The organism is Homoserinibacter sp. YIM 151385 (assembly GCF_027912415.1).
GTDB lineage: Bacteria > Actinomycetota > Actinomycetes > Actinomycetales > Microbacteriaceae > Schumannella.
On record NZ_CP115175.1, the window covers coordinates 513446 to 535250 of the forward strand.

Sequence of the window (21805 nt, forward strand, 5' to 3'; positions counted from 1 at the left end):
CGTCAGCCTAGCCGCGCGCCGCGTGCTCCCTCGCCAGGCGGCTCGCACCCCGGCCGTTGCCGGGGATTCCGGCCGCATCCCGGTTCAGGACGCCGACGACGAGCAGCAGCTGGGAGGCGATGTAGAGGAGCATGATGAGGAAGTCCTCGCCGCTCGACTGGAGCGCCGGCGTGAACAGCCGGAAGGCGAGGAGGCTGTCGCTCGCGAGGAAGAGCGCGCCGCCGAGCGCCGTCACGAGGTTGGCGCGGGTGGAGGCCGCCGCCATGAAGCCGAGCACGAGGCCGTAGACGAGCACCGGCGCGAAGAACGATCCGAGCGCGGGGGCGAGCGCCAGGACGAGTGCCGCGAACCAGGGGACGGCGATGAGGCTCCACCACGAGTACGGCCGGTCGAAGGTCGCCAGGAAGAGCCAGATGTAGCAGAGGTGCGCGAGGAGGAAGAACGAGAGCCCGACGACGATGCTCTCGACGGTGATGTCGCCGATCCAGGAGAAGAGCAGCCCGCCGAGCATGAGCGCCTGCGTCTGCCGCGCGAGCCCCCGCCCGAGCAGCAGGAAGGCGAGCGCGAGCGTCGGCATGAGCAGGGGCTTCGTGAGGAGGTCGAGCCCGGTCGCCTCGGTGAGCTTCGAGGCGAGGTGGAGGGCGGCGACGACCGCGAAGGGCGCCACCGAGAGGACCGTCCAGAGGCGACCGCGGGGTGCCGGTGCCGGTCGGAGTCGGGCCATGCCGCTAGCCTAGTGACCGAGCCGAGAGGGGTCAGATGGACAAGCAGCGGGACTTCGTCCTCCGCACGATCGAGGAGCGCGGAGTCAAGTTCATCCGCCTCTGGTTCACCGATGTCGTGGGCACGCTCAAGAGCGTCGCCATCGCCCCCGCGGAGGTGGAGGGCGCGTTCGCGGAGGGCCTCGGCTTCGACGGCTCGGCGATCGAGGGCCTCACCCGCTCCTACGAGGCGGACGTGCTCGCGCAGCCCGACCCCTCGACCTTCCAGATCCTGCCGTGGCGCGGCGAGATCGACCCGACGGCGCGGATGTTCTGCGACATCACGACGCCGGACGGGCAGCCCTCCGTGGCCGATCCGCGCAACGTCCTCAAGCGCTCGCTCGCGAAGGCGGCCGAGCACGGCTTCACCTTCTACACGCATCCCGAGATCGAGTTCTACCTGCTCAAGTCCTCGAAGCTCGAGGACGGCCGGCCGGTGCCGGTCGACTCGGCCGGGTACTTCGACAACGTGCCCGGCGGCACGGCGCACGACTTCCGTCGGCGCAGCGTGCGGATGCTCGAGGATCTCGGCATCTCGGTCGAGTTCAGCCACCACGAGGCGGGCCCGGGTCAGAACGAGATCGACCTCCGCTATGCGGACGCGCTCACGATGGCCGACAACATCATGACCTTCCGCACGGTCGTCAAGGAGGTCGCGATCGAGCAGGGCGTCTACGCGACGTTCATGCCGAAGCCGATCTCGGGGCAGCCGGGCTCGGGGATGCACACGCACATGTCGCTCTTCGAGGGCGACGCGAACGCCTTCTACGACGCGGCCGGGCAGTACCAGCTCTCGAAGATCGGGCGGCAGTTCGTCGCCGGCCTCCTCCGCCACGCGCCCGAGATCACGGCCGTCACGAACCAGTTCGTGAACTCCTACAAGCGGCTCTGGGGCGGCGACGAGGCGCCGAGCTACGTCACCTGGGGTCACAACAACCGCTCTGCGCTCGTGCGCGTGCCGCTCTACAAGCCGAACAAGGGGCAGAGCGCGCGCGTCGAGTACCGCGCGATCGACTCGGCCGCGAATCCCTACCTCGCGTTCGCGCTCATGCTCTCCGCGGGTCTCAAGGGCATCCAGGAGGGCTACGAGCTCCCCGCCGAGGCCGACGGCGACGTCTGGAACATGTCCGACGCCGAGCGCCGCGCGCTCGGCTACGAGCCGCTGCCCGCCGGCCTCGACCGCGCCCTCCGGCTCATGGAGGAGAGCGAGCTCGTCGCCGAGACGCTCGGCGAGCACGTCTTCAACTACGTGCTGCGCAACAAGCGCCAGGAGTGGTCGGCCTACCGCTCGCAGGTCACGGCCTTCGAGCTGGAGTCCAGCCTCGAGGCGCTCTAGCGCCGCGCGGCGGGGACGAGGATGTCGCGGTCGAGCTCGACCCTGACCGAGCTCGCGAGGCTCGGGTTCTCCGACCTGGAGCGCGCCTCGGCACGGCTCGCCGAGGCGCCCGAGGGGATCGCGCCCCGCTTCGCCGCGGCCGCCGACCCCGATCAGGCGCTCCGGCTGCTGCTCCGCCTCCTCGAGCACGCGGAGGCGGGCCCCGTCACGAGACGGCTGCTCGACGACGAGCGCACCGGCGACCGGCTGATCCGCATCCTCGGCGCCTCCGAGGGGCTCGCCGACTTCCTGCTGCGCCGACCGGGCGCGCTGGATGCGCTCGAGGCGCCGCTCGTGCGTCCGCTCGATCAGGCCGAGTCGCTCGCGCTCCTCGAGGAGGCGGTCGGCGAGCTGCGCGGCGAGGCCGCCTGGGTCGCGATGCGCGTCGCCTACCGGCGCCAGCTGCTCCGGCTCGCCGCCTGGGATCTCGAGGCCCGCGACGCCGCGGCCGTGCTCGACCGCGTCGCCGCCGGCCTCGCGGATCTCGCCGGGGCCGCACTGGATGCCGCGATCGGCATCGCCCGCCGCGCCAGCGCGTTCCCGGCCGCGGATGTCGCGCGGGTGCGCCTCGCGGTCATCGGCATGGGCAAGGCCGGTGCCCGCGAGCTCAACTACCTGAGCGACGTCGACGTGATCTACGTGGTCGAGGGCGACGGCATCGATGACGACCGCGCCGTGCAGATCGGCACGCGGCTCGCGATCGACGCGGCGAAGGCGGTCGACGAGCTCGCCGTCGAGCCCGGGCTGTGGGAGGTGGATGCGAACCTGCGCCCCGAGGGCAAGGACGGCGCGCTCGTGCGCACCCTCGACTCCCACCTCGCCTATTACGAGCGCTGGGCGAAGGAGTGGGAGTTCCAGGCCCTGCTCAAGGCCCGCGCCATGGCGGGCGACCTCGAGCTGGGCGAGCGCTATGTGCAGGGCGTGTCGACCTCCGTCTGGTCGGTCGCCTCGCGCGCGCAGTTCGTGGAGTCGGTGCAGCGGATGCGGGAGCGCGTCACGGCCCACATCCCGGCTGAGGAGGTCGACGTCCAGCTGAAGCTCGGTCCCGGCGGGCTGCGCGACATCGAGTTCACGGTGCAGCTCCTGCAGCTCGTGCACGGCCAGTCGGATCCGCTCGTGCGCCAGCGCTCCTCGCTCGCGGCGCTCACGGCGCTCGCGGAGCAGGGCTACATCGGCCGCGCGGAGGCCGCGGAGTTCACCGCCGACTACCGCTTCCTCCGCGTGCTCGAGCACCGCATCCAGCTCTCCCGGCTGCGCCGGACGCACCTCATGCCGCGCGAGGAATACGCCCGCCGCGCGCTCGCGCGGGCGAGCGGCCTCGCGGCGACGGCCGACGAGCTCACGGCCGCCTGGCAGCGCGTCCGCTCGGCGGTGCGCAGCCTCCACGAACGGCTGTTCTACCGCCCGCTCCTCACGGCGGTCGCGGCGCTCCCGGACGAGGGCGCCGTCCTCACGAGCGCCCAGGCCCAGGCGCGGCTCCAGGCGATCGGCTACCGCGATCCGGCCGGGGCGCTGCGTCACATCGCCGCGCTCACGGGCGGCGTCTCACGTCGCGCCGCCATCCAGCGGACGCTGCTGCCCGTCATGCTCCGGTGGCTCTCGGAGGGCGCCGACCCGGACGCGGGCCTCCTCGCCTTCCGACGGCTCAGCGACGACCTCGGGGAGACGCACTGGTTCCTCCGGATGCTCCGGGACAGCTCGGGCGCGGCCGAGCGCCTCACCCAGGTGCTGTCGAGCTCGCGCTTCGTCGGCGCGCTCCTCGAGCGGATCCCGGAGGCGGCCGGGTGGCTCGAGAACGACGCCGAGCTCGCGCCGCGGCCGCTCGAGGTGCTCGAGCAGGAGGGCCGCGCGATCCTGCAGCGGCACGGCGACGATGTGGAGTCCGCGGCGGCGGCGCTGCGGACCGCACGCCGACGCGAGACGCTCCGGGTCGCGCTGGGCGGCATCCTCGGGCTCACCGGCATCGAGGCGATCGGGCACGGGCTCAGCGCGATCTCGACCGCCCTGCTCCGCGGCATGCTCGACCTCGCCCGACGCGGCGAGGAGGGTCTCGAGTTCGGCATCATCGCGATGGGCCGCTTCGGCGGCCGCGAGCTCGGCTTCGGGAGCGACGCCGACATCCTCTACGTCTACCGCCCGAGCGGTGCGGAGCCGGAGGACGCCCAGCGCGCGGCCGAGCGCATCGTGAAGCAGCTCGTGCGGCTCACCGAGGACCTGCGGCTGCCGCTCGACCTCGACGTCGATCTGCGCCCCGAGGGCAAGAACGGGCCCGTGGTCCGCTCGCTCGAGTCCTACCGCGCCTACTACGCGCGCTGGTCGCTGACCTGGGAGGCGCAGGCGCTGCTCCGGGCCTCCGGCGTCGCGGGGGAGGAGGCGCTGACCGAGGCGTTCCTGCAGATGGCCGACGGGATCCGCTACCCGGCGTCGGCGTCGCCGGAGGCGGTCCGCGAGGTGAAGCGCATCAAGGCGCGGGTGGAGTCGGAGCGGCTGCCGCGCGGCGCCGATCCCGCGCGCCACCTCAAGCTCGGCCGCGGGTCCCTCAGCGACGTGGAGTGGCTCGTCCAGCTGCTGCAGCTCCAGCACGCCGCCGACATTCCCGCGCTTCGCACCACCTCGACGCTCGAGGCGCTCGAGGCGGTCGTCGAGGCGGGCCTGCTCCCGGCGTCCGAGGCCTCCCGGCTCCGCGACGCCTGGATCATCGCGAGCCGGGCGCGCTCGGCGGTGACGCTCGCGACCGCGAAGACGGCCGACTCGCTGCCCGTCGAGCGGCAGGCGCTCGAGGCCGCGGCACGGCTCATGGAGTACCCGCCGGGCTCCGCGAGCCGGCTCGAGGAGGACTACCTCCGCGTCACCCGGCAGGCGCGGAAGGTCTTCGAGCGGCGCTTCTACGGGCCGCGCGAGACCCCTTAGCGGGGCGCGACACGCCCGGGACGCCGTCTGAGGATGCTCTCATCCTGATGAGATCCGCGGCCCGTCTCGCGGCGTACCCCGTCGTCGTCGACCGGCTCCCGCATCGCGCGCTCGCCCCGTCTGGACGGGCCTCGAGGGGCGGATGCCGCGGTCCGCCCTTTCGCGGACCTCGCCACGCTGTCCCCCGACCGGCACCCGAGCGGGGGGAGACCGACCGGTCTTGTGTCACCCGCCGATCACCCTCCATGATCAGGACGCATCACCCACAGGTTTCCCCGAGGACGCGGAAGCACCACGACCGACGACCAGGGGGGCACGGCGTGTTCATCTTCCTGCTTCAGCTCCGGCACATGCTCGAGGGGCATCCGGAGCTCTACCTCTTCGCCGTGTACTCGGCCCTCATCTGGGGCCTCTGGCTGCTCAAGGTGCTGCTGTCGAGCCGCTACCGGCCCTTCACGGGCGAGTTCTCCGGATCCACGAGCGTCGTCGTCCCGGTGGTCGACGAGCCGCTCGACCTCTTCCGCGACGTGATCGGCCGGATGGTCGAGCAGCGTCCCGACGAGATCATCGTCGTCATCAACGGGGCGCCGAACCCGGGACTCGTCGCGGTCTGCGAGGAGTACGCGCCGCTGGTCCGCTGGGTGCACACGCCCATCCCCGGCAAGCGCAACGCCGTGAAGATCGGGACGGAGCTCTCGCGCGGCGAGATCACGGTGCTCGTCGACTCGGACACCGTCTGGACGGAGGGCACGCTCCCGGAGCTCGTGCGGCCCTTCGCCGACCCGAGCATCGGCGGCGTGACGACCCGCCAGCGCATCCTGGAGCCGGAACGGAGCTGGATCACGCGCTGGGCGGACTGGCTGGAGAACACGCGCTCGCTCTACTCGATGCCCGCGCAGAGCGTCCTGGGGCAGGTCGGCTGCCTGCCCGGCAGGACGATCGCCTTCCGTCGCTCGATCCTCATGCGGGTCATGCACGACTTCATGACGGCCCGCTTCCTCGGCGTGTTCCTCGAGGTCTCCGACGATCGGACCCTCACGAATCTCACGCTGAAGGCCGGCTACCGCACGGTCTACCAGCACACGAGCCTCGTCTACACGGATGCGCCGCTCCAGGTCCGCAAGCTCTTCAAGCAGCAGCTGCGCTGGGCACGCGGCAGCCAGTACAACACGCTTCGGATGCTGCCGTGGATGCTGGGTCACGCCCCCGTGCTCGCGGTGTTCTTCATCATGGACATCGTCCTGCCCTTCCTGCTCTACGGGGTCATCCTCGGCTGGCTGTACCGCACGGTCACGGGTCAGGGGATCAATCTCTACGAGGGGATCCTGCGCGAGTACGGGGTCGGCTCCGGCATCGTCTGGGTGCTCGGGCTCATGGTCGTGTCGTCCGTGCTGAGCATGGCGATCCGCCAGCTCCGGCACCTCGCCGAGAAGCCGAGCGACTTCTTCCGGCTCCCCGTGTTCATCATCGTCTCGACGCTCTTCCTCATGCCGGTGCGACTGATCGGCTTCTTCCGCCTCGCCCATGCGAGCGGGTGGGGGACCCGGGCGGGCGCCTACGCCGGCGGCAGCCAGGATGCGGAGCTCGAGGCCGCGGCGGCGCAGGGCGCGCAGGTGATCATGACGCAGGGCGGACGGGTCGCCCTCCCGACGGATGCCGCCGGCATCCCCGTCTCCCCGGTGGACGCCCCCGGCATCGACCGCTCGCCGCGCGGGGACCTCGAGCACGGCGGCGTGCTGACCGGTCTGGCCCCGACGCGGGTCGAGGCGCCGACCGCCCGCCGGGCCCCGGCCGCTCCGGTGGGGCGCCGCACCCGGCGCCGTCGGCTCAATCCGCTCGCCGCCATCCCGTACCTCATCGGCATCGGCATCTTCGCATTGGAGGCGATCGTCATTGTCTAGCTTCAGCTCGGGACGCGCGTGGTGGGCGTCCAGCACCCGGAACGCGCGCGCCACCGCCATCGGTGCGATCGCGCTGACCACGGGCCTCGCGGTCGCCTGCGCCGCCGTCTGGGTCTCGCCCGAGATCTCGCCGGTCACGCGGGCCGGCGAGCTCTATCAGGCCGTCACCGGCCAGGACACGCGCGAGCAGCAGCTGCAGGCGCAGGTGGGCGAGCTCACGGCGCAGCTCGAGGCCGCGCGGCTCGATCTCGACGCCTCGGGCGCCGACTCGGTTCGCGCCGAATCCCTCATCGACGACCTCCAGCAGCAGATCTGGAGCCTCGAGGGGCGGATCGAGGCGGACGCGAAGGGCGACGCGGATCGGGAGGCGGCGCTCGGCGCGGGCGGATCCGGGTCGGGCGGATCCGGTTCGGGCGGCGAGGGCGGTTCCGGGGGAGGCGGCGCGAGCGGCGACGGCACCGCGACCATCAGCGCCCCACCGCGGTCGGCGCTCGTCGCGCCCTCGAAGGACCTGTTCGGCATGTACACCCAGCAGTCGCCGTACAACTGGGCCGAGCTCGACGCGACCGCCAGGCGCATCGGCTCGGAGCCGGGCATCGCGGGGTACTTCGGCGGCTGGGACGGCGACTTCCGGGCGGATGCGGTCACGCGCAGCTGGCAGCGCGGGATGCTGCCCCTGCTCACCTGGGAGTCTCGGCCCCTCGAGGCGGCGAACGACGTCGTCGACGAGCCCGCCTACCGTCTGCAGAAGATCATCGACGGCGACTTCGACGCCTACTTGACGCGCTACGCCAAGGCGATCCGGAAGACCGGCCTCCCGCTCGCCATCCGGCTCAACCACGAGATGAACGGCGACTGGTACCCCTGGTCGGAGCAGGTCAACGGCAACTCGCCCGGCGAGTACGCCGAGATGTGGCGGCACGTCCACGACATCTTCGAGAAGGCCGGCGCGAACGACTACGTCATCTGGGTGTGGGCGCCGAACCGCATCGACAAGCTCGCCGCCTCGGCGCGGTCGCTCGAGTATCTGCGCAGCCTCTACCCGGGCGACGAGTACGTCGACTGGGTCGGGATGTCGGGCTACCTCCGGCCGCCCTACGCGGAGGGCACGCAGTTCACCTTCGAGGAGACCTTCTCGAAGACCCTCGCCCAGCTGCGGCAGGTCGCGCGGAAGCCGGTGTTCCTGGCGGAGATCGGCGCCTCCGAGATCGGCGGCGGCAAGCCGCACTGGATCCGCTCGCTCTTCAAGAACCTCGCGCTGCCGGAGAACCAGGACGTGATCGGGTTCAGCTGGTTCAACCTCACCGTGACGAGCTCGGTGCAGGGCTCGCTCGCGACCAACGACTGGCGCATCACCTCGCGGGCGGACTCGCTCGCGGCGTTCAAGGAGGGGCTGCTCGCGAGCGGCTCGGGCTTCGAGCGGCGGGCACCCCGATGACCGGCACGGCGAACGGCACGACGAGCAGGGAGGAGCGGGACATGGATCGCACGGAGGGCGCCCCGCGCGTCAGCGTCATCGGCACGGGCTATCTCGGGGCCACGCACGCGGCCGCGATGGCCGAGCTCGGCTTCGAGGTCGTCGGGGCCGATCCCGACGAGCGGAAGGTCGCCGCCTTCCAGGCCGGCCGTATCCCGTTCCACGAGCCGGGGCTCGAGGAGCTCGCGGCTCGGCAGCTCGACTCGGGGCGCCTCCGCTTCACGAGCTCGACCGCGGAGGCGGCGGGGCTCGCCGACGTGCACTTCATCTGCGTGGGGACGCCGCAGCGGCTCACGAGCCACGCCGCGAACCTGGACTACGTCGAGGCGGCGGTCTCGGAGCTCGCGCGGAACCTCACGCACGACGCGCTCATCGTCGGCAAGTCGACGGTGCCGGTCGGCACCGCGGCCCGGCTGCGAGAGCTCGTCGCCGCCCTCGCGCCGGAGGGCATCCGCGCGGAGCTCATCTGGAATCCCGAGTTCCTGCGCGAGGGACGCGCGGTCGCCGACACGCTGCACCCCGACCGGATCGTGCTCGGCGGCGCCTCGTCCTGGGCGAGCGCGCTCATGCACGAGCTCTACGCCGCCCCGATCGCGGAGGGCGCACCCGTCGTGGAGTGCGACCTCGAGACGGCTGAGCTCGTGAAGGTCAGCGCCAACGCGTTCCTGGCCACGAAGATCTCATTCATCAACGCGATCGCCGAGGTCTGCCAGGCCGCCGGCGCGGACGTCGGCGTCCTCGCGGATGCGATCGGGCATGACGCGCGGATCGGGCGGCAGTTCCTGAACGCCGGCCTCGGCTTCGGGGGCGGCTGCCTGCCGAAGGACATCCGCGCGCTCATGCACCGGGCGGGGGAGCTCGGGGCGACGCAGGCGGTGGGGCTCATGCAGCAGGTCGACGAGATCAACATGGGGCAGCGCCAGAAGGTCGTCGAGCTCGCGCACGAGGCCTGCGGCGGCTCGGTCCTCAACCGCCGCGTCGCCGTGCTCGGCGCCGCCTTCAAGCCCGATACGGACGATGTGCGCGATTCGCCCGCGCTCAATGTCGCGGCCGCGCTCCACCTCCGCGGCGCGCAGGTGACCGTCATGGATCCGGCGGCGGGGGAGACCGGGCGGCGAACCTTCCCGACGCTCGGCTTCGCCGACGACCTCGCGACGGCGGTCGAGCACGCGGACGTGGTGCTCGTCCTCACCGAGTGGCCGGAGTTCGCGGGGGCCGATCCCGTGGCGCTCGGCGCGCTCGTGCGCGCGCGGCACGTGGTCGACGCACGCGGCTGCCTCGACTCGGCCGCCTGGCGCGCGGCGGGGTGGACCGTGCGGGGTCTGGGGCTCGCGCCGGCGCCGGGGCTCCGCGAGGTCCGCGTGCTGGCGCCGCTCGCCTGAGAAGCCCCCCGGACTGGGAGGCGTCCGGCTCGCGGGCCGGCGCCCCCGGTCCGCTAGATTCGCGCCATGCCATCCCGCTGGACCCCGGTCGCGCTCTCGTCGCTCGCGCTCGTCGTCGCGCTCGGCCTCGCCGGATGCGTCGCATTCCCGGTCCCGACGCTGATCGACGAGCTCATCGGCTCCGACGGCGCGGATGAGGCGCCGACCGTCGAGATCGCAGGGCCCTGCCCGATCCCGGCCGCGGCGGCCGTCGCGAGTGATCCGGGTCCCGGGGCCGGGCTCGCCGCGCAGGCCGAGGCCGTCGCCCTGGACGAGGACGTCTTCTGGCCGCTCGTCGACTCGATCGGCGAGCTCGCCACGCTGGACGACCCCGAATCCGGGTTCCGCCATCTCAGCTCCCAGCTCGCCGCCTGCCCCATCGACGCCGTCATCGCCTTCGATGCCCGGATGACGCTTGCCCTGCACGCGATCGACGACCCGGTCGCCTACGACTGGTATGCCGAGCGCGATCCGATGGGGTTCGGCCCGCCGGCCGACGACCTGGCGCTGTACATCCGCGCGGATACGCTGCTCGCCGGACGGGAGGCCTGGACGGCCGCCCTCCGGGATCGGACGCTTCCGTGGCCCGACGACGACCTGCTCGGATACGGTGAGCTCCTGCTGTTCGTCGGCTACGAGGCGGCGGAGGCCCAGGGGGTCGGCTTCGACGCCTACTACGACCTCAGCGCCGAGCGGATCCCGCTGAGCTACGAGACCGGCGCAAACCGCGAGCGCTGGAACCCGCGCGGGGGCGCGTGACCCGCGCGAGGTGAGGAGCCCCGAGCGTGCGGCTGCCCCGATGAACTCCTCGATACGCCCCCTCGGAGGCGCCCGACGGCTTCATCGCCGAGCTCACCTCCGGGCCCGAGGTGCAGTGGTATCGCGACATCGTGGCGGCGGGCGGCTGCGAGGTCGTGCGCGGCGACGTCGTGACGCACATCGACCGCATCACGCCGTACCCGGCCTCGGACGGCCTCCGCGCCTTCGGCCGGACGGCGATCATCCTGCGGCTCCTGCGCCGCCGGCACTTCGTCCACCTCCGCACCGCGCGCTGAGCCGCCCCGGAACGCCGCGAGGGCCGCACCCGCGCGATGCGGATGCGGCCCTCGGGCTCGTACTGGAGCGGATCAGACCCCGAAGTACAGCTCGTACTCGAAGGGGTGCGGACGCTGCGCGAACGGCAGGAGCTCGTTCTCGCGCTTGTAGTCGATCCAGGTCTCGATGAGGTCCTTCGTGAACACGCCGCCCTCGAGGAGGAAGTCGTGGTCGGCCTCGAGCGCCAGGAGCGCCGCGTCGAGCGAGCCGGGCAGCTGCGGGATCGACTTGGCCTCCTCGGGCGGGAGCTCGTAGAGGTCCTTGTCGACGGGCTCGTGCGGCTCGATCTTGTTCTTGATGCCGTCGAGGCCCGCCATGAGCTGCGCCGCGAAGGCGAGGTAGGGGTTGCCGGAGGCGTCGGGCGCGCGGAACTCGATGCGCTTCGCCTTCGGGTTGGTGCCCGTGATCGGGATGCGGATCGCGGCCGAGCGGTTGCCCGCCGAGTACACGAGGTTGACGGGCGCCTCGAAGCCCGGGATGAGGCGGTGGTACGAGTTCACCGTCGGGTTCGTGAACGCCGCGACCGCGGAGGCGTGGTGGAGGATGCCGCCGATGTACCAGCGAGCCGTGTCCGAGAGGCCGCCGTAGCCCTGCTCGTCGTAGAACAGCGGCGCGCCGTCGTTCCACAGCGACTGGTGCGTGTGCATGCCCGAGCCGTTGTCGCCCATGAGCGGCTTCGGCATGAAGGTCGCCGTCTTGCCCCACTCGAGCGCGGTGTTCTTGACGATGTACTTGAACTTGAGGATGTCGTCGCCCGCGTGCACGAGGGTGTCGAACTTGTAGTTGATCTCGCCCTGGCCGGCGGTGCCGACCTCGTGGTGCGAGCGCTCGACCTCGAGGCCGACCTCGATGAGCTTCAGGACGATGTCGTCGCGGAGGTCCGCGTGCTGGTCGACGGGGGAGACGGGGAAGTAGCCGCCCTTGTACGCCGTCTTGTTGGCGAGGTTGCCGCCCTCCTCCTCGCGGCCCGTGTTCCAGGCGGCCTCGGAGGAGTCGACCTCGTAGTACGACTTGTTCTGCTTCACCTCGTAGCGGACGTCGTCGAAGATGTAGAACTCGGCCTCGGAGGCGAAGAACGCGGTGTCGGCGATGCCGGTCGAGGCGAGGTACTTCTCGGCCTTCTTGGCGACCTGGCGCGGGTCGCGGCCGTAGATCTCGCCGTTGCGCGGGTTGTAGATGTCGAAGATGATCACGAGCGTGCGCTCGGTCCGGAAGGGGTCCACGTAGGCCGTCGAGACGTCCGGGATGAGCTGCAGGTCGGACTCGTGGATCGACTGGAAGCCGCGGATCGACGAGCCGTCGAAGAGCTGGCCCACCGCGAAGAAGTCCTCGTCGACCGTCGAGGCCGGGATGTTGAAGTGCTGCTGGATGCCGGGCAGATCGGTGAAGCGGATGTCGACGAACTTGACGTCGGTGTCCTTGATGAACTTGAGGACCTCGGACGAGTCGCTGAACAGGGGGGTGGACATACGGTGATAACTCCAATGGCCATGGATCGGATCGGACTGCGAGACCAGCCTATTGCGCACGATAGGGGCGAGGAGTTTCCCGACCGTGACGCCGATGTTTCCGGGATGTTACGCAGCGCCCCCGCCGGTAGGGTCGTCGGGTGAGCCCCGCGAGACCCGAACCGCAGCCCTCCGACTGGCCGGGGCGCCGCCTCGGCCTTCCCGAGTCGGGGCCCCGCTCGATCGCCCGGCCCGGCCGCCGCATCCTCGGGCTCATCATCGACTACGTGCCGGCGATCGTGATCTCGGTGGCGTTCTTCCAGTACGAGGCGCTCGCGACCCTCGCCGTGTTCGCGGCGCTGCAGATCGTGGCCGTGACGCTCATGGGCGGCAGCATCGGGCACCTGGTGCTCGGGATGCGGGTCGTCCCGCTCGCGGGCGGGCGGCTCCGGATCTGGCAGCCGCTCGTTCGGACCCTGCTGCTCTGCCTCGTGATCCCGGCGGTGATCTGGAACCGCGATCAGCGCGGCGGCCACGACATCATCGCCGGGACCCTGCTCGTCCGCATCTGAGCGGGCGGGATCAGCGTGGCCGGGGTGCGCGGACCTTCGTCGGGTCGATGCCCTTCGGGATGCCGATGTTGCCCGGCGTCCGCGAGAGCGAGCTGAGACGGCTCGAGACCGCGTGGATCTCGGCGCGGTTGAGGCTGCGCTTGAAGCGCGACAGCGTCGGGACGATCTTGTACAGCGGAACGGAGTCGGCATCCGGGCCGACGTGGATGACGTGCACCGTCACATTGGGGACGATGCGCGCGACGTTCGCCTTCTCCTTCTTGAGCATCGGCTCGGTGCGCGAGCGCGGTCCCTCGCCGATGAGCACGACGCCGCCCTTGCCCACCGCGCGGTACACCGCGTCCTGCGTGCGCGGACTCACGTTCACCGGCATCTCGCTGCCGACCCAGCTGCGGCGCAGGGAGGTCTTGATGACCGAGCCGACGGCCCCCGGCTGGCCCTCGATCTGCGAGAAGGCGGCCCGCTCGGCGCGGCGGCCGAGCACGATGAGCAGCACGAGCACGCCGCCGAGCAGGCCCACGAGGACGTAGAGGATGATCCCGATCACGTTGCCCGCCGAGAGCAGGAACGCGAGCGCGAGGCCCACCCCGAGGGGGACGAGGAACGCGGCGAGCAGGTACCAGATGGTCAGCGAGTCGTATCGCTGGGTCATCTTGAAGACCTGCCACATCTGCTTGATGCGACCGGGCTCCTTGGCGGCGGGGGCGGTGGTGCGGGCCATGGTGTCGAGGATACCCGTCAGCCGGACGCCTCAGGACACCGCCCGTCGAGACGCGGCCGGCTCCGCCGGGCGCTCCTCAGGACACCGCCTGCGCGAAGCCGAGCTCGGCGTCCGCGAGGTGCTGCAGCTCCTCGGGGATGTCGCGTCCCTTCGCCATCATCGAGCGCGCCCAGAGCCGGCCGGCGCGATAGCTCGAGCGCACGAGGGGCCCCGCGAGCACGCCGAGGAATCCGAGCGACTCGGCCTCCTCCTTGATCTCGACGAACTCCTCGGGGCGCACCCAGCGGGCCACCGGCAGATGGCGGGGGCTCGGCCGCAGGTACTGCGTGACCGTGATGATGTCGGTGCCCGCCTCCCGCAGGTCGACGAGCGCCTCGCTGATCTCGCGCCGCTCCTCGCCCATGCCGAGGATGAGGTTCGACTTCGTGATGAGCCCGGCATCCCGGCCCGCGGTGATCACGCCGAGCGAGCGCTCGTAGCGGAAGGCCGGCCGAATGCGCTTGAAGATCCGCGGCACGGTCTCGACGTTGTGCGCGAAGACCTCGGGGCGGCTCGAGAACACCTCGGCGAGGTGGTCCGGGTTGCCGGAGAAGTCGGTCGCGAGGATCTCCACCCCCGTGCCCGGGTTCGCCGCGTGGATCGCGCGCACCGTCTCGGCATGGAGCCAGGCCCCCTCGTCGGGGAGGTCGTCCCGCGCGACGCCGGTGACGGTCGCGTAGCGCAGGCCCATCGACGTGACCGACTCGGCGACGCGACGCGGCTCGTCCGTGTCGTAGTCGGCGGGCTTGCCGGTGTCGATCTGGCAGAAGTCGCAGCGGCGCGTGCACTGGCTGCCGCCGATGAGGAAGGTCGCCTCGCGGTCCTCCCAGCACTCGAAGATGTTCGGGCAGCCGGCCTCCTGGCACACCGTGTGCAGGTCCTCGCTCTTCACCAGCTGCTGGAGGCTCGTGTACTCCGGCCCCATCTTCGCCCGGGTCTTGATCCACTCCGGCTTCCGCTCGATCGGCGTCTGCGCGTTGCGGACCTCGAGGCGGAGGAGCTTGCGTCCGGAGGGCTCGGCGCTCACGCGATCACCGCCGTCCGCGTCGGGGCCACGACGATCGGCTCGAAGAGCCGCTGGACGATCGGCGCGACCTCCTCGGGCGTCACGGTGCGGCCGAGCTCACGGCTGATGCTCGTCGTGCCCGCATCGGCGAGCCCGCAGGCGACGATGTGCCGATAGGGGGCGTCGTCGTTGCTGCAGTTGAGCGCGAAGCCGTGCATCGTCGTGCTCTCGGCGACGCGGATCCCGATCGCGGCGATCTTGTCGCGGCCACGCAGCCACACGCCGCTCCGGCCCTCCACCTGCTCGCCTCGGATGCCCAGCTCGCCGAGCACGGCCAGGAGCAGCTCCTCGAGGCGCCGCACGTAGGCGACGACGTCGATCGGATCGGGGAGGCGGAGGATCGGGTATCCGACGAGCTGGCCCGGCCCATGCCAGGTGATCTTGCCGCCCCGGTCGACGTCGACGACGGGGGCGCCGTCGTCGGGCCGCTCATGGGCCTCGGTGCGCTTGCCCGCGGTGTAGACCGAGGGGTGCTCGAGGAGGATGACGGTATCTGGCGCCCGGCCGCTCGCCACCTCGGCGTGCAGAGCACGCTGGTCGGCGAGGGCCGTCAAGTACGGCACGGAGTTGGCGCTTAGCCCCGTGACGACGTAGTCGACCACGCGTCGAGTCTACGCATGGTGCGGGCCGCGCGCCGTCCTCAACAGGGCGCGGCGCGGCCCGGTCGTCCACAGTCGGGCGGTCGACGGGATCGCCCGCGCCCGACAGGGGAGAGGATCGCGTCATGAGCATGCAGCAGACCCCGATGCGGCCGGGGCCGGAGACCGCGGGGTGTCGTCCGGTGCGCCGGCTGTCGGGCGACGAGCGCTGGCTCGTCGACGCGGCGGCGAGCTCGCCGCCGCAGCTCGTCGAGGTCCGTCGGGTGACCGATCGCGACGCCGTCGGCGACTGGGCGCGGGCGGCGACCCGGGTGTCGCACCCGCACCTCCCCGCGCTCCATGATCTGGCGGATGCTGGCGAGGGCGGCGTCGCCGTCGTCACCCGAGCGGCTCCCGGCTGGAGCGTCGCCGAGCTGCTCGAGCGCCGGGCCGGGCTCGACGCGGGGGAGCTCGTGACCATCTGCGCCCCCATCCTCGACGCGCTCGGCACCATGCACGCCGCGGGCGTCGTGGCGCGCGGCGTCACCGCCGAGCGGATCCGCTTCGATGCACGCGGAACGCCGCTCCTCGATCCGCTGCCGGGCATCCTCGCGCTCCCGGCGGGGCTCACGCCCGCGGCGATCGACGCGCGCAGCGAGGTCGTCGCCGATCGCGCTGAGGCGATGCAGCTCGTCGAGCGGCTCGCCGACCGCCTCCCGGTGCGGGAGGCGGCGCTCGTGCGCGTCGCGGTCGAGTCGAGCGCGGGGGTCCCGGCCCACAAGCAGCTCGCCGATCTCGCCGCCCGGCTGTTCGCGCTCGCGCCGGGATCGCCCGTGCACCTCGACGAGGACCCGGCCGGCTCCGCGCCCGAGCCGCTGGGCCCGCGAGGTCGCGCGGACGTGACGCGGAACGCGCCCGTCGCTCCCGCGGCGCGCGCGGGGCTGGCGGGCGCCGTCGACCCGATGCTGGTCATGCTCGCCGAGGCGGTGCCGAGTGGCGCGTCGCTCCGGGGCGCGGTCCGCGCCCGCTGGTCCGCGCTCGATCCGCGTCGACGGCGGATCGCGGTCGCCGCGGCAGCCGGAGCGGCCGCGGCGATCCTCGCGGTGCTCCTCATCCCGGCTGAGCCGCCCCCGAGCACCTCGGAGGCATCGCGGCCGACTGAATCGAGCCTCGAGTCGTCGGGTGGCGCCGCGCCGGGCGGTGCCCGGCCGTCCGCGAGCCCGGCGCCGGCCGGCGGCGAGACGGCCGCGGTCGAGGGCGATGACCCGCTCGCCGCGGCCCCGGTGCTGCTGGCGACCCGCGAGCGCTGCCTCCGGGATCGGTCGATCGCGTGCTTGGAGGCCGTGCTGCAGCCGGGCTCCGTGCAGTGGCACCGCGACCGCGAGCTCCTCGAGGCGATCGACCGCGGTGGTGGCGTCGACGACGCGTCGGTCTCGACGCCGTGGGACCCGAGCACGGCGCGGGCCGTCGACCGCGTCGGCGACCTCGCGCTGCTCGCGACGGGGCCGGAGACGCCGACGGCCTCGCTCCTCGTGATGAGGAGCGAGGCCGGCTGGCGGATCCGGGAGATCGTCCCGGGCGCGGGGGCGGACCCGGGCTAGAGGCCGAGGACCCCCGCGAAGTCGCCGCCCTCGAGGCGCGTCTTGACGGCCGTGAGGAAGCGGGCGGCGTCCGCGCCATCCACGATGCGGTGATCGTAGGAGAGCGCGAGGTAGACCATCGAGCGGATCGCGATGACATCCGAGCCGTCGACCGACTGCACGACCGGCTTCTTCGTGACGATGCCCGTGCCGAGGATCGCGACCTGCGGGAGGAACACCACCGGGGTGTCGAAGAGCGCGCCCCGTGACCCCGTGTTCGTCACCGTGAAGGTGCCGCCCGCGAGCTCGTCCGGCTTGAGCTTGTTCTCGCGCGTGCGCTCGGCGAGGTCCGCGATCTGCGTCGCGATGCCGGCGAGGTCGAGGTCGCCCGCGTTCTTCACGACCGGGGTCAGCAGCCCGCGCTCGGTGTCGACCGCCATGCTGATGTTCTCGTGATCCGGGTAGACGATGCTGTCGCCGTCGATCGTCGCGTTGATGATCGGGAAGGCGCGGAGCGCCTCGGCCGCGGCGAGCGTGAAGAACGGCAGGAAGGAGAGCTTCGCGCCGGTCTTCTCGTGGAACGCCGCCTTGTGCTGGTCGCGGAAGGCCGCGACCTTCGTGACGTCCACCTCGACGACCGAGGTGAGCTGCGCGCTCGACTGCATCGAGACGACGGCGCGCTCCGCGATGACCTTGCGCAGTCGCGACATCGGCACGCTCGTGCCGCGCAGCGGCGACACCTCGAGCGGCGCCGCCGCGGGGGCGGCCGGGGCCTCGGAGGCGGCCGCGGGAGCCTCGGCCGGCGCCTGCTCGGCGGCGGCGAGGACATCCTGCTTGCGGATGCGACCGCCGACCCCGGAGCCGGTGAGTCCGGAGAGATCGACGCCCTTCTCGTTCGCGAGCTTGCGGACGATCGGGGTCACGTAGCCCGCGTGGGCTCCGGCCACCGGCGCCGCGGACGCGGACGGCACGGCGGCACCGCTCGCGGCAGGGGCCGAGGCCACCGGCTGCGACGGAGCCTCCTGGGCGGGCGCCTCGGACTGGGCGGGCGCCTCGGACTGGGCGGGCGCCTCGGACTGGGCGGGCGCCTCCTGTGCGGGCGCCTCGGACTGGGCGGGGGCCTCAGCAGCGGGCTGCTCGGGCGCACCGGCGCCCTGAGGGGCGCTCGCCTCGGCGACCTGCTCAGGCGCGGCCGGAGCCTCGGCGCCGGCGGGCTGCTCGGTCGACGGCGCGGGCTCGGCGGCCGGCGCGCTCGTCGGAGCCGGGGCCCACTGGCTCGGCTGCTCCGCGGCAGGTGCCGGCTCGGCGGTCGGCTGCGTCGGCTGCTCCTGCGTCGGCTGCTCCTGCGCGGGCTGCTCCTGCTCGGCCTGCTCCTGCGTCGGCTGCTCCTGCGCGGGCTGCTCCTGCGCGGGCTGCTCCTGCGCGGGCTGCTCCTGCGCGGGCTGCTCCTGCGCGGGCTGCTCCTGCGCGGGCTGCTCCTGCGCGGGCTGCTCCTGCGCGGGCTGCTCGGCGGCGGGTGCCTCGCTGGGCGCGTCGCCGCCGCCCGAGCCGTCGCCGATGCGGGCGAGGGCGGTGCCGACCTCGACCGTCTCGTCCTCGGGAACCAGGATCTCCTCGAGCACGCCCGCGACGGGCGAGGGGATCTCGGTGTCGACCTTGTCGGTGGAGACCTCGAGCAGGGGCTCGTCGACCTCCACACGATCGCCGACCTGCTTCAGCCAGCGTGTGACCGTGCCCTCGGTGACGCTCTCGCCGAGCGCCGGGAGGCTGACGGATTCGCTCATCGTGTGATGCTCCTTACAACCGTGAATGTCTAGTTTAGGGTTCGGCGTCGCCGAATGGTCAGATCGCGTGCAGCGGCTTGCCGGCGAGCGCGAGGAACGCCTCGCCGAGCGCCTCGTTCTGCGTCGGGTGGGCGTGGACGAGCGGCGCGATGTCCTCCGGGTAGGCCTCCCAGTTGACCGCCAGCTGCGCCTCGCCGATGAGCTCGCCGACGCGCGCCCCGATCATGTGCACGCCGACGACGGGGCCCTCCTTGACGCGGACGACCTTGACGGAGCCGGCGGTGCCGATGATGTGGCTCTTGCCGTTGCCGGCGAGGTTGTAGTCGTAGGACTGCACGGCATCCTGACCGTACTGCTCGACCGCCTTCGCCTCGGTGAGCCCGACGGAGGCGACCTCGGGATCCGAGTAGGTGACCTTCGGGATGTTCGAGTCGGCGACCACGATCGGCTCCAGCCCCGCGATCTCCTCGGCGACGAAGATGCCCTGCTGGAAGCCGCGGTGCGCGAGCTGCAGGCCCGGGACGATGTCGCCGACCGCGTAGACGCCCGGGACGCTCGTGCGCAGGCGCTCGTCGGTGATGACGAAGCCGCGGTCCATCGTGATGCCCGCCTCCTCGAAGCCGAGGTTCGCGGTCGAGGGGCCGCGGCCGACGGCGACGAGCAGGATCTCGGCCTCGACGGTCGAGCCGTCCTCGAGCGTCACGACCACGCCGTGCTCGTGCTGCGTCACGCTCTGGAAGCGCGTGCCGAGCTTGAAGTCGATTCCGCGCTTGCGGAACGCGCGCTCGAACTGCTTCGAGATCGCCTCGTCCTCGTTCGGGACCAGGTGGGGGAGCGCCTCGATGATCGTGACGTCCGCGCCCCAGCTCTTCCATACGCTGGAGAACTCGACGCCGATGACGCCGCCGCCGAGCACGGCGACCTTCTTCGGGACGAAGTCGAGCTGCAGCGCCTGCTCGGAGGTGAGGACGCGGCCGCCGATCTCGAGGCCCGGGAGCGAACGGGAGTAGGAGCCGGTCGCGAGGACGATGTTCTTGCCCGTGACGGTCGTCTCGCCGACCTGGACGGTGTTCGGCCCGGTGAGGCGGCCCTCGCCCTCGATGGTCGTGATGCCGCGCGCCTTGATGAGGCCCTGCAGGCCCTTCCACTTCGAGGCGACGATGCCCTCGCGGTAGGCGGAGACGGCCGGCACGTCGACGCCGCCGAACTGGGCCGAGACGCCGTACTTCGCGGCCTCGCGGGTGACGTCGGCGACCTCGGCGGCGTGGAGCAGCGCCTTCGTCGGGATGCAGCCGACGTGGAGGCAGGTGCCGCCGACCTTGCCCTTCTCGATCAGCCCGACCGTCAGGCCAAGCTGGCTGGCGCGGAGGGCCGCGGCGTAGCCGCCGCTTCCTGCGCCCAGCACGACAAGGTCAAAGTTCTGCTCGGACACTCAGTGTCTCCCTCGTGCGTCTCGCGGTTCGAGCGCCCGAGATGGGGTGAGGCCGGGCGCTCGGCTTCGGCAAGGGGTTCCTTGCCTCTGAAACCCTACACGGCATCCGCGGTGCGATCCGGACGCCGCTCGAGCCACTCGAGCAGGCTCCGGACGGCGACGCCGGTCGATCCCCGGGGCGTCGAGCCCCAGCCGCGACCGCCGTTGTTCGCGGCCCCCGCGATGTCGAGATGGGCCCACGGGATCCTCGCGTCGGAGCCCTCCTGCGTGCCGACGAAGGTCTGCAGGAAGTGGCCCGCGACGAGCATGCCGCCGGCGGGGCTGCCGGGCTTCGCGTTCGCGATGTCGGCGAGGTCGGAGTCGAGGATGCGGCGCAGCTCCGGGGGGAGGGGCATCCGCCACATGGGCTCGCCCGCGGCGGCGCCGGCCTCGACGATGTCCTGGGCGAGCGCGGCGTCGCCCATGATCGGCACGACGCGCTCGCCCATCGCGAGCTTCGCGGCGCCCGTCAGGGTCGCGACGTCGACGATGGCGTCGGGGTGCTCCTCGCTCGCCGCGACGATGCCGTCGGCGAGCACGAGCCGGCCCTCTGCATCCGTGTTGAGCACCTCGACCGTGCGGCCCCCTCGGATGCGGAGGACGTCGTTCGGCCGGGTGGCCGTCCCGGACGGCATGTTCTCGGCCAGGCACAGCCAAGCGGTGACGCGGGTCGGCAGCCCGAGCCGGGCCGCGGCGAGCACGACGCCGAGGACGCTCGCGGCGCCTGTCATGTCGTACTTCATCCCGACCATCGAGGCGGCGGGCTTGAGCGAGAGCCCGCCCGTGTCGAAGGTGATGCCCTTGCCGACCAGGGCGATGTGCTCGGTCGCCTCGGCGGGCGCGTAGCGTACGACGACGAGTCGCGGGCCGCGGGCCGAGCCCTGCCCGACGCCGAGGAGACCGCCGTAGCCGCCCGCCTCGAGCGCGGCCTCGTCGAGCACCTCGATCTCGACCGGCAGCCCCTCGGCCAGCTCGACGACGCGGCTCGCGAAGCTCTCCGGATAGAGATCGGATGCCGGGGTCGCCACGAGGTCGCGCACGGTGTGGACCGCGGTCGCCGCCGCCTCGGCGCGACGGATCGCCGCGTCCTCGCCCGGTCCGTGCACGGTGATCTCGCCGGCGGGCAGCTTCGTCCGCTCGAGCGTCGCCGAGCGGTAGGCCGTGAAGGCGTAGGCGCCGACCGCGGCGCCCTCGAGGACGGCGGCGGTGTGCTCCGCCGACTCCGCGGGAAGCGCGATCGCGAGGGAGGCGGCGCCGGTGAGCTGGCGGGCCGCGCTGCCGGCGGCGTCGCGGAGCGAGTCGGCGGTGACCGCGGCGCCGACGCCGATGAGCGCGACCGCCGCGCGGACGCCGGGGACGAGCACGCGCAGGAGCTCGTCCTGGCCGCCGCGGACGCCGAGGCGGCCGAGTCCCGCACCGAGCTCGGCGAGCAGCGGGTCGTCGGAGAGGAGCTCCGGCCCATCGGCGCCGGCGCGGACGCCGAGGACGAGCACCTCCGCATCCGTGGTCGTGGGCGAGTCGGCGGAGAGGCGGAGCACGGGGACGGTCATGCTCCGATCCTACGGAGGCGCCGTTCGCTCAGGGCGAGCCCCCGCGGCCCTCCGGA

General features: G+C 72.4%; 17 protein-coding genes. 9 read left to right on the plus strand and 8 right to left on the minus strand.

Annotated features, from left to right (window positions below; all coding sequences use genetic code 11):
- Positions 1-7: 7 nt before the first annotated feature.
- Positions 8-724: a lysoplasmalogenase gene (locus OF852_RS02490; protein WP_271120235.1), complete on the minus strand. Its 717-nt coding sequence runs from the start codon at positions 722-724 to the stop codon at positions 8-10.
- Between the two features lie 35 nt (positions 725-759).
- On the opposite strand from OF852_RS02490, the gene glnA (OF852_RS02495) reads away from it, so the two are divergent.
- From glnA (OF852_RS02495) to OF852_RS02525, 7 genes are all read left to right on the plus strand, one after another.
- The gene (gene glnA, locus OF852_RS02495; protein WP_271120236.1) at positions 760-2097 is read left to right on the plus strand and encodes a type I glutamate--ammonia ligase; all 1338 of its coding nucleotides are present in this window, start codon (positions 760-762) and stop codon (positions 2095-2097) included.
- A gap of 21 nt (positions 2098-2118) precedes the next feature.
- On the plus strand, positions 2119-5046 hold the full coding sequence (locus OF852_RS02500; RefSeq protein ID WP_271120237.1) for a bifunctional [glutamine synthetase] adenylyltransferase/[glutamine synthetase]-adenylyl-L-tyrosine phosphorylase: 2928 nt from the start codon (positions 2119-2121) through the stop codon (positions 5044-5046).
- A 320-nt stretch (positions 5047-5366) separates the two neighbouring features.
- On the plus strand, positions 5367-6947 hold the full coding sequence (locus OF852_RS02505) for a glycosyltransferase family 2 protein (RefSeq protein WP_271120238.1): 1581 nt from the start codon (positions 5367-5369) through the stop codon (positions 6945-6947).
- Positions 6940-8385: a glycosyl hydrolase gene (locus tag OF852_RS02510; RefSeq protein WP_271120239.1), complete on the plus strand. Its 1446-nt coding sequence runs from the start codon at positions 6940-6942 to the stop codon at positions 8383-8385. The genes OF852_RS02505 and OF852_RS02510 overlap by 8 nt, the downstream gene beginning before the upstream one ends.
- Before the next feature lie 41 nt (positions 8386-8426).
- Complete coding sequence (locus OF852_RS02515) at positions 8427-9806, plus strand: UDP-glucose dehydrogenase family protein (protein ID WP_271120240.1); 1380 nt, start codon at positions 8427-8429, stop codon at positions 9804-9806.
- Positions 9807-9872: 66 nt separating this feature from the next.
- A complete protein-coding gene (locus OF852_RS02520; protein WP_271120241.1) occupies positions 9873-10604 on the plus strand; it encodes a DUF4240 domain-containing protein in 732 nt (243 codons plus the stop codon).
- A gap of 110 nt (positions 10605-10714) precedes the next feature.
- Positions 10715-10900 carry a hypothetical protein gene (locus OF852_RS02525; RefSeq protein WP_271120242.1) on the plus strand — a complete coding sequence of 62 codons (186 nt, stop codon included), beginning with the start codon at positions 10715-10717 and terminating at the stop codon, positions 10898-10900.
- A 72-nt stretch (positions 10901-10972) separates the two neighbouring features.
- On the opposite strand, the gene glnA (OF852_RS02530) is transcribed toward OF852_RS02525, so the two are convergent.
- Positions 10973-12397 (minus strand): type I glutamate--ammonia ligase, encoded by a 1425-nt coding sequence (gene glnA, locus OF852_RS02530; RefSeq protein WP_271121097.1) that lies wholly within the window; start codon positions 12395-12397, stop codon positions 10973-10975.
- Between the two features lie 152 nt (positions 12398-12549).
- On the opposite strand from glnA (OF852_RS02530), the gene OF852_RS02535 reads away from it, so the two are divergent.
- Positions 12550-12960 carry an RDD family protein gene (locus OF852_RS02535; protein ID WP_271120243.1) on the plus strand — a complete coding sequence of 137 codons (411 nt, stop codon included), beginning with the start codon at positions 12550-12552 and terminating at the stop codon, positions 12958-12960.
- Positions 12961-12970: 10 nt separating this feature from the next.
- Here the strand turns inward: OF852_RS02535 and OF852_RS02540 are convergent, their stop codons facing one another.
- From OF852_RS02540 to lipB, 3 genes are all read right to left on the minus strand, one after another.
- The gene (locus tag OF852_RS02540; RefSeq protein ID WP_271120244.1) at positions 12971-13681 is read right to left on the minus strand and encodes a DUF4191 domain-containing protein; all 711 of its coding nucleotides are present in this window, start codon (positions 13679-13681) and stop codon (positions 12971-12973) included.
- 76 nt (positions 13682-13757) lie between these two features.
- Positions 13758-14747, minus strand: a complete 990-nt coding sequence (gene lipA, locus OF852_RS02545) for a lipoyl synthase (RefSeq protein WP_271120245.1) — start codon at positions 14745-14747, stop codon at positions 13758-13760.
- Entirely contained in the window at positions 14744-15388 is a 645-nt protein-coding gene (gene lipB / locus OF852_RS02550) for a lipoyl(octanoyl) transferase LipB (RefSeq protein WP_271120246.1), read from the minus strand. Before lipB ends, lipA begins: the two co-directional genes overlap by 4 nt.
- Before the next feature lie 122 nt (positions 15389-15510).
- Between lipB and OF852_RS02555 the strand changes: the two genes are divergently transcribed.
- A complete protein-coding gene (locus OF852_RS02555; RefSeq protein ID WP_271120247.1) occupies positions 15511-16965 on the plus strand; it encodes a hypothetical protein in 1455 nt (484 codons plus the stop codon).
- Here the strand turns inward: OF852_RS02555 and sucB are convergent.
- From sucB to OF852_RS02570, 3 genes are all read right to left on the minus strand, one after another.
- Complete coding sequence (gene sucB / locus OF852_RS02560; protein ID WP_271120248.1) at positions 16962-18728, minus strand: 2-oxoglutarate dehydrogenase, E2 component, dihydrolipoamide succinyltransferase; 1767 nt, start codon at positions 18726-18728, stop codon at positions 16962-16964. The two genes, OF852_RS02555 and sucB, sit on opposite strands and share 4 nt — an antisense overlap.
- A gap of 58 nt (positions 18729-18786) precedes the next feature.
- A complete protein-coding gene (gene lpdA / locus OF852_RS02565; protein ID WP_271120249.1) occupies positions 18787-20160 on the minus strand; it encodes a dihydrolipoyl dehydrogenase in 1374 nt (457 codons plus the stop codon).
- Positions 20161-20255: 95 nt separating this feature from the next.
- Positions 20256-21749: a leucyl aminopeptidase gene (locus tag OF852_RS02570; RefSeq protein WP_271120250.1), complete on the minus strand. Its 1494-nt coding sequence runs from the start codon at positions 21747-21749 to the stop codon at positions 20256-20258.
- Positions 21750-21805 lie beyond the last annotated feature (56 nt).

Bases quoted from the DNA above. Each gene is read 5' to 3' on its own strand.
- OF852_RS02500 (WP_271120237.1), top strand. From the start codon at position 2,119: ATGTCGCGGTCGAGCTCGACCCTGACCGAGCTCGCGAGGCTCGGGTTC.
- glnA (WP_271120236.1), top strand. From the start codon at position 760: ATGGACAAGCAGCGGGACTTCGTCCTCCGCACGATCGAGGAGCGCGGA.
- OF852_RS02570 (WP_271120250.1), bottom strand. From the start codon at position 21,749: ATGACCGTCCCCGTGCTCCGCCTCTCCGCCGACTCGCCCACGACCACG.
- OF852_RS02540 (WP_271120244.1), bottom strand. From the start codon at position 13,681: ATGGCCCGCACCACCGCCCCCGCCGCCAAGGAGCCCGGTCGCATCAAG.
- OF852_RS02520 (WP_271120241.1), top strand. From the start codon at position 9,873: ATGCCATCCCGCTGGACCCCGGTCGCGCTCTCGTCGCTCGCGCTCGTC.
- OF852_RS02555 (WP_271120247.1), top strand. From the start codon at position 15,511: ATGAGCATGCAGCAGACCCCGATGCGGCCGGGGCCGGAGACCGCGGGG.
- OF852_RS02515 (WP_271120240.1), top strand. From the start codon at position 8,427: ATGGATCGCACGGAGGGCGCCCCGCGCGTCAGCGTCATCGGCACGGGC.
- OF852_RS02490 (WP_271120235.1), bottom strand. From the start codon at position 724: ATGGCCCGACTCCGACCGGCACCGGCACCCCGCGGTCGCCTCTGGACG.
- sucB (WP_271120248.1), bottom strand. From the start codon at position 18,728: ATGAGCGAATCCGTCAGCCTCCCGGCGCTCGGCGAGAGCGTCACCGAG.